This is a genomic window from Vreelandella arcis (assembly GCF_900103865.1).
GTDB lineage: Bacteria > Pseudomonadota > Gammaproteobacteria > Pseudomonadales > Halomonadaceae > Vreelandella > Vreelandella arcis.
Map to the genome: position 1 here is coordinate 297,221 of NZ_FNII01000005.1, position 7,153 is coordinate 304,373.

The 7,153-nt window shown below is 53.2% G+C and carries 6 protein-coding genes and 2 rRNA genes; 4 read left to right on the forward strand and 4 right to left on the reverse strand.

Features of this window, described 5'->3' with window-relative positions:
* Positions 1 to 63 precede the first annotated feature (63 nt).
* From BLR97_RS08200 to BLR97_RS08210, 3 genes are all read left to right on the forward strand, one after another.
* The gene (locus tag BLR97_RS08200) at positions 64 to 567 is read left to right on the forward strand and encodes a TRAP transporter small permease subunit (protein WP_089704731.1); all 504 of its coding nucleotides are present in this window, start codon (positions 64 to 66) and stop codon (positions 565 to 567) included.
* Entirely contained in the window at positions 564 to 1,889 is a 1,326-nt protein-coding gene (locus BLR97_RS08205; protein WP_089704733.1) for a TRAP transporter large permease, read from the forward strand. Before BLR97_RS08200 ends, BLR97_RS08205 begins: the two co-directional genes overlap by 4 nt.
* Before the next feature lie 179 nt (positions 1,890 to 2,068).
* Positions 2,069 to 3,748 (forward strand): ABC transporter permease, encoded by a 1,680-nt coding sequence (locus BLR97_RS08210; protein ID WP_089704736.1) that lies wholly within the window; start codon positions 2,069 to 2,071, stop codon positions 3,746 to 3,748.
* A 16-nt stretch (positions 3,749 to 3,764) separates the two neighbouring features.
* On the opposite strand, the gene BLR97_RS08215 is transcribed toward BLR97_RS08210, so the two are convergent.
* The gene (locus BLR97_RS08215) at positions 3,765 to 4,889 is read right to left on the reverse strand and encodes an ABC transporter ATP-binding protein (protein ID WP_089704739.1); all 1,125 of its coding nucleotides are present in this window, start codon (positions 4,887 to 4,889) and stop codon (positions 3,765 to 3,767) included.
* Between the two features lie 198 nt (positions 4,890 to 5,087).
* On the opposite strand from BLR97_RS08215, the gene BLR97_RS08220 reads away from it, so the two are divergent.
* Positions 5,088 to 6,113 (forward strand): Fe(3+) ABC transporter substrate-binding protein, encoded by a 1,026-nt coding sequence (locus BLR97_RS08220; RefSeq protein WP_089704742.1) that lies wholly within the window; start codon positions 5,088 to 5,090, stop codon positions 6,111 to 6,113.
* Positions 6,114 to 6,197: 84 nt separating this feature from the next.
* Here the strand turns inward: BLR97_RS08220 and BLR97_RS08225 are convergent, their stop codons facing one another.
* The 3 genes from BLR97_RS08225 to BLR97_RS08235 all read right to left on the reverse strand — a co-directional run.
* Positions 6,198 to 6,386, reverse strand: coding sequence for a hypothetical protein (locus BLR97_RS08225; protein WP_170832999.1), 189 nt, complete (start codon positions 6,384 to 6,386; stop codon positions 6,198 to 6,200).
* A gap of 241 nt (positions 6,387 to 6,627) precedes the next feature.
* Positions 6,628 to 6,743: ribosomal RNA gene (gene rrf, locus BLR97_RS08230) — 5S ribosomal RNA — on the reverse strand.
* 133 nt (positions 6,744 to 6,876) lie between these two features.
* Positions 6,877 to 7,153: ribosomal RNA gene (locus BLR97_RS08235) — 23S ribosomal RNA — on the reverse strand; the annotation flags it as partial.

The following is a 7,153-nucleotide window of genomic DNA, read 5'->3' on the forward strand; positions in this document are numbered from 1 at the left end:
CCGGCGCTTGTGTCGGGGCGGTTTTTTCGTCAAGAGCCTTCATTGATACCCGGGAGACTTCCCATGCATGCGATCGCAAAAGCCATTGATTCGTTCAATGAGCTCTTTGGGCGAATAGTTGCGCCTCTTATCGCGGTCATCACGCTGATTGTGCTGTATGACATCGCGATGCGCTTTTTCCTCGGGCGCCCAAGCGACTGGGCATTTGACGTCACGAAAATGCTGTTTGGCGCCCACTTTATGCTCATGGCCGCCTATGGGTTACGTCACCACGCCCATGTGGAGGTCGATGTGTTAAAGCGCCTGTTATCACGCAAAAAGCAGGCGGCGTTGGAAATTATCGGCTATGTGGTCTTTTTCATCCCATTCATCTGGTTGATGTTGACCTACGGCTGGTCTTTTTTCGAGCGCTCCATCAGCCGTGGCGAAACCACCTATGGCATGGTGGCAATTCCGGTTTACCCCGTGAAAGGCGTGATCGTGCTGGCCGCGGCGTTGATCTTGCTGCAAGCCATTGCCGTCGTGCTGCGCGCTATTATTCAGCTGCGTGAGGAGAACCACGCATGAGTGCAGAATTACTCACCCTGGTGATGTTTGGTGGCCTACTGATTGGCCTGTTTATGGGGCATCCATTGGCGTTTGTACTTGGCGGCGTCGCCGTAATTGGCGCCTTTTTAGGCCCAGGTACCAACACACTCGGCATTATTATTAATAACGTCTATGGCAACGCCATGGATAACTACGTACTCGTGGCAATCCCCCTGTTTATTTTGATGGCGCGCTTTTTGAACGACTCAGGCGTGACCGAAAAAATGTTCGACGCCATGCGCCTATTGCTTGCTAACTTGCGGGGCGGGTTAGCGCTGACGGTGGTCGTGGTCTCAGTGCTGCTCGCCGCTACCACGGGCATCGTCGGCGCCTCCATTGCGGTGATGGGTATGATTGCTCTAGTGCCGATGCTGAAGTACGGCTACAACAAAGAGCTCAGCGCCGGTGTCATCATGGCCAGCGGCTGTTTAGGCATTTTGATTCCGCCCAGCATCATGCTGATTTTGATGGCGAGCTACTCGCCGGTTTCAGTCGGCGCGCTATTTGCCGGTGCGCTGGTGCCCGGTTTAATGCTCGGCGTGATGTACGCGCTTTATGTGCTGATCATCTGCTTTGTGAAGCCCTCTTACGGTCCCAAAGTGCCAGCCGCAGAGCGTGCAGAAGTTAGCACCAAACAGCTTCTAATCATGCTAGCGAAGTATGTAGTCCCGCCGATGTCGTTGATTTTGGGCGTATTGGGCGCGCTGTTTACCGGCCTTGCCACAGCGACCGAAGCCTCCGCTATTGGTGTTTTCATCGCCTTTATCCTGTTTATGATCTTTGGCGACCGTAAGCTCTCAACCTGCTATAACACGCTAATCGATGCGGGCAAGACGACCACCATGGTGATGCTGGTACTGGTGGGTGCCACCGCGTTTACCGGCGTGTTTTCGATCGGCGGCGGCATGGATGTAATTAGCGAGTTAGTTCTCTCGATGCCCGGCGGTACGGTGGGCGCCCTGATATTGATGCTCTTTTTGGTGTTTATTTTGGGAATGTTCCTCGACTGGACGGGGATTGTGCTACTGAGCTTCCCGATCATGCTCCCCATCGTTGAGACCATGGGCATCGATGTGCTGTGGTTCGTGGTGATGGTAGCGGTGGTACTACAGACATCCTTCCTCACGCCGCCCTTCGGCTATGCGCTGTTCTACCTCAAAGGGGTGGCGCCACCTGGGGTAGAAATCGTGGATCTTTACAAAGCGGTTGTTCCCTTTGTCGCGCTCATTTTGCTCGCATGCGTGCTAATGGCGTTTTTCCCGGTGTTGATCACTGGCCTACCGTCAATCCTGCTCGACTAGCCGTTTTCTTCCCTTTGCCCACTCGTCTTCGCCTGCGTTATTGCATCGCAGGCGAAGGCCTTTTAGTGGTCGCGCTTTGTACAGCATCAGCGCTCAAGTGATACTATTTGCGACTGATATTTCATTGCATTATCGCCACGCTACGATCACACGCCGGTCGCTTTTCGAGGAGGGTTCACTTGTCTCATTCTGACAGTCGCGGGCTTTCTGCTCTCACTGAGCGTTTTTTCAGCCGTTTCAACGTGTGGTCCGTCACGCTTTTCTTGATTGCGTTTGCCGTCGCCCTTCCCGTGATTGTCATTTTTGCACACATTCTTATGCCCACTGGGGGCGTTTGGCAGCATCTTGCCAGCACCGTGCTGCCACGCTATTTAACCAATACGTTTTGGTTGGTGCTTATGGTGGGCACCGGCACATTGGTCATTGGCACCGGTACGGCGTGGCTGGTGGTGATGTGCCGCTTCCCGGGCAAGCGATTATTTGAATGGGCATTGCTCCTCCCCTTAGCCGTGCCCACCTATGTCATCGCCTACGCCTATACCGATTTTCTGCAATTTGCCGGCCCATTTCAAAGCGTCGTACGCGACCTCTTCGGCTGGGAATACGGCGACTACTATTTTCCCAATGTTCGCTCATTAGGCGGTGCAGCGACGCTTATTACCACGGTGCTTTACCCGTATGTTTACTTGTTAGCACGCGCATCTTTTCTAGAACAATCGGTATGCGTGCTCGACGTTGGCCGCACCTTAGGCCGCGGACCATGGCGATTATTTTTCAGCATCGCGGTACCGTTAGCCCGGCCGGCCTTAGTCGGGGGCGTATCGCTAGTCCTCATGGAAACACTCAACGAGTTTGGCGCGGTTCAGTTTTTCGGCGTCGACACCTTCACGACCGGCATTTACCGCACCTGGTTCGGCATGGGTGAGCCCGTCGCCGCCGCGCAGTTGGCGGCCTGCCTACTCAGCTTCGTTATTGTGTTGGTATTGCTGGAACGCTGGTCACGTGGCAAAAAGCGCTATTTCCATACCACCAACCGCTACCAACAATTACCCGAATATGCACTACATGGATGGCGGGCAGCAGCCGCTACCCTGGGATGCCTCATCCCGATCACCATTGGTTTTTTATTGCCCAGCGGTATCCTGCTTCAATTAGCGCTCACTGAAGGCGATGCATTGTTGGGAACACGCTTTATTGGTTTCGCGTGGAACAGCCTCAGTTTATCAGCGTTAGCTGCCCTAATGGCCGTGGGCATGGCAGTGTCACTTAGCTATGGCGTGCGCGTCCACAACACCCCGCTAGCGCGCTTTACCACCCGTATCGCGGCCATGGGCTACGCTATCCCCGGCTCGGTGGTTGCAGTGGGTATTTTAATTCCCTTTGCCTGGCTGGATAACGCCATTAATACAGGCTTAAAGGCTTATAACGGCCAGATCATTGGACTAATCTTCAGCGGTTCGGCATTTATTCTACTCTACGCTTACGTAGTGCGTTTCCTTGCCGTGTCGTTTAATGCGGTGGAAGCCAGCTTAGGCAAAGTCACCCCTAGCATGGACGCGGCCTCTCGCACCCTCGGTCAAACCGCTGGCGGTACCCTGCGCTATGTGCACACCCCGATGATGCGTAGCAGTTTACTTGCGGCAGGCATTCTGGTGTTTGTGGATGTCATGAAAGAGCTTCCCGCCACTATCATTTTGCGTCCGTTTAACTTCGATACGCTGGCCGTAAGAGCCCACAACCTAGCGTCGGATGAGCGCCTTGCTGAAGCCTCCACTGCCTCGCTGGCCATTGTGGTGGTAGGCATCCTACCCGTGATACTACTCAGCATGGCGATGCGCCGCTCACGACCGGGGACTTAGCCGCAAGCCCCTATGGCTACACTTGCGGCATACTATCCTGAGAGTCCTGTGGAAATACAAATACCTGCGATAAGTCCAAATGAATATCTATCGGCTGGCCTTCGCTGGGCAGGAAGACACCTGGCACTCTGGCGTGCAGGTGGGCTTCTTGACCATTTTCTCCATGTGCACATAAGTGCAGCAAACTACTGCGGCCTAGCAGCTTAGCCATCACGATATGGCTATGCGCGTGGGCATGGACAGGCAAATCACGCTCAATAATGCGTAAAGCTTCGGGACGAATCATCACCTGAACGGTAGTGCCATCAGCGATGTTTTCAGCCGGCACCCAACCGACGGGCGTCGCAACATGCCCCTCTTCTACGACGCCTTCAAGCTCATTAACCTCTCCAAAGAACGTCACCACGAATGGATCTTTAGGTGAACAATAGAGCTCTCGCGGCGTTCCTGTCTGCACAATGCGTCCATCCCGCATTAGCGCAATGCGATCCGCCATGAACATGGCTTCCTCAGGATCATGGGTGACCAGCAGTGTCGCGGCTCCCACTTTTTTTAATACGTGCAATGTATCATCGCGGATTCGATCTCTGAGCCGTGCGTCTAAGCTTGAAAAAGGCTCATCTAGCAACATTAGTCGAGGCTCAGGCGCTAATGCCCGAGCAAGCGCTACACGCTGCTGCTGACCGCCTGATAGCATGTGGGGGTAGGTCGTCATATAGTTTGCCATTCCCAACTGCGATAACAGCTCCTCGGCTCGCTCACGTCTTTCTTTGACAGACAGGTGCTTGAGGCCAAACGCGACATTTTCCAGCACGGATAGATGTGGGAACAGTGCCGAATCTTGAAATGCCAAACCAACGTTACGCTTTTCCGGCGGCACATGACGCAGCCCAGGCGCGGCAATTTGTTCCCCCTGTAGACTGACGCTGCCCTCCTGCAATGTCTCTAAACCTGCCGCAATACGTAACAACGTGGTCTTGCCACACCCTGAGGGGCCCAACAAACACACCACCTCCCCAGGCGCCACCGTCAAATCAACACCTTTCACAACGGTATGCCCATCAAACGCGTGCTGCACCCGATGCATAGCAAGCGCGGTCTCATTCACCGCTTGTAGAGGAGCCTTCATCGTTGCTGTCATTGCACCACCGTCTATTTACGGATCGTCTCTAGCCAAAAGAGACACCGAATACGTTTGAAAGTAATTAACATTCTATTTTTTATTTAACCTATATGCACGCTTCAACGCTGCATAGGCTTGACGTTAACGGTACAAACCGCTTCAATAATTATGATAATAATACAACGTATTATCATTCAATAAAAAGGAGTGTTGCCCATGAAGACTACATACTTTGCCGCGCCTATCGCGGTTGCTATCGCCAGCGCTGCTTTTGCTAGCCACGCTGTCGCGGATGAGCTCAATGTCTACTCTGCTCGCCACTACGATTCCGACGAGCGCCTTTATGATGCGTTTACCGAAGAAACCGGGATCGACGTTAACATTCTGGAAGGCGACTCCGATCAGTTGATTGAGCGTATCCAGCGGGAGGGCGTTGCTAGCCCCGCTGATATTATGCTCACCGTTGATGCTGGCAGACTGTGGCGCGCAGAACAGGAAGGCATTTTCCAAGGGATCGAATCCGACGTACTCAATGACCGCTTACCTGAGTCCATGCGCCACCCAGAAGGTCTATGGTTCGGCTTTAGCCAGCGCGCACGTGCGATCTTTTACAATCGCGAAAATGTCGACCCCAGCGAAATAACTCGCTACGAAGATCTTGCCAGCGACGATCTTGAATACAGCGTCTGCATTCGTTCGTCAAACAACATCTACAATCAGTCGCTATTGGCGTCACTGATTGAGCATCACGGGGAAGAAGGCGCTGAAGAGTGGGCGCAAGGCGTCGTCAATAACATGGCACGCGACCCAGAAGGCGGTGATACTGATCAGATCCGCGGTGCTGCTAGCGGCGCATGCGATCTAGCAGTGGCAAACCATTACTACTATGTTCGCTTATTGAAATCTGATGATGAGGCGGATCGTGAAGCCGCTCGCAAGGTTGGCATCATTTTCCCCAATCAAGATGACCGTGGCACCCACGTTAACGTCGGTGGCGCAGGGGTCGTTGATGGCGCTCCAAACCGCGAAAATGCAATTCAATTCCTTGAGTTCCTAGCGTCCGACACTGCTCAGGAAATCTTCGCCTCGGGTAACAATGAGTTCCCCGTTGTGAATAGCGTGAAGCGCGATCCCGTCCTTGAGTCATGGGGCAACTTCAAGAAAGACGAAGTTAACATTAGCGTCCTTGGGGAAAACAACCCCGAAGCCATCCGGATTTTTGACCGGGTCGAATGGCGTTAATCCTTAGCGTTTAACAACGTAAAATTCAAAAGCCCCATTGCATCGGCAATGGGGCTTTTTTATATGGCAGACGCTAGCGGTTGCTTATTCTTCAGCAGCATCTTCCATGTCTTCACCGGCTTCTTCCATCTCTTCGCCAGCGTCTTCCATGGTTTCATCAATATTTTCACCCGCCTCTTCTGCTGGCCCCTCGTCATCTCCACAGGCTGCCAAACCGACGGCTAGAAATGCTAATAAAATGGCCACACCAATAGCTTTAAATCCTTTATACATAACCATGCTCCTTTTATCACGGTAGTGAACAGTTAAGTGCCGTTTTATATTAGGTGCTGTAGTTTAAGTTCGCCAGTTCACAAACAAAAAACCCCGAACACACTGTGCTCGGGGTTTTTCTTAATAAGTGCCTGACGATGTTCGGGGCGGCCTTCCGCTACTCTTCATGGGGAGACCCCTTGTTTTCTTCGATGCAAATAAAATACCCCAGCTTCGTTTGAAGCTGGGGTACGGTATAGGTGCCTGACGATGACCTACTCTCGCATGGGGAGACCCCACACTACCATCGGCGCTAAGCGGTTTCACTGCTGAGTTCGGCAAGGGATCAGGTGGTTCACGCTCGCTATGGTCGTCAGGCGTAACTTTAAATGGATATCATGCTGTGTTTTGTGTGCGTCTCTTACCAAGCCCTGTGTCTTAAACAGTCGGCTCAGTGCGCGTATCCGGTTCTTTCATCGTTACCACTGCGACCAGACCCCTTGGGTGTTATAGGGTCAAGCCTCACGGGCCATTAGTACACGTTAGCTCAACGCCTTGCAGCGCTTCCACACCGTGCCTATCAACCAGCTGGTCTCGCTGGGCCCTTCAGGAGGCTCTAGGCCTCTGGGATGTCTCATCTTGAAGGGGGCTTCCCGCTTAGATGCTTTCAGCGGTTATCCCGTCCGCACATAGCTACCCGGCAATGCCACTGGCGTGACAACCGGAACACCAGAGGTGCGTCCACTCCGGTCCTCTCGTACTAGGAGCAGCCCTTCTCAAACATCCAA

What these genes read in the sequence shown, in the direction of transcription:
- BLR97_RS08200 (WP_089704731.1), top strand. Translation starts at nt 64, where the DNA reads ATGCATGCGATCGCAAAAGCCATTGATTCGTTCAATGAGCTCTTTGGG.
- BLR97_RS08205 (WP_089704733.1), top strand. Translation starts at nt 564, where the DNA reads ATGAGTGCAGAATTACTCACCCTGGTGATGTTTGGTGGCCTACTGATT.
- BLR97_RS08215 (WP_089704739.1), bottom strand. Translation starts at nt 4,889, where the DNA reads ATGACAGCAACGATGAAGGCTCCTCTACAAGCGGTGAATGAGACCGCG.
- BLR97_RS08220 (WP_089704742.1), top strand. Translation starts at nt 5,088, where the DNA reads ATGAAGACTACATACTTTGCCGCGCCTATCGCGGTTGCTATCGCCAGC.
- BLR97_RS08225 (WP_170832999.1), bottom strand. Translation starts at nt 6,386, where the DNA reads ATGTATAAAGGATTTAAAGCTATTGGTGTGGCCATTTTATTAGCATTT.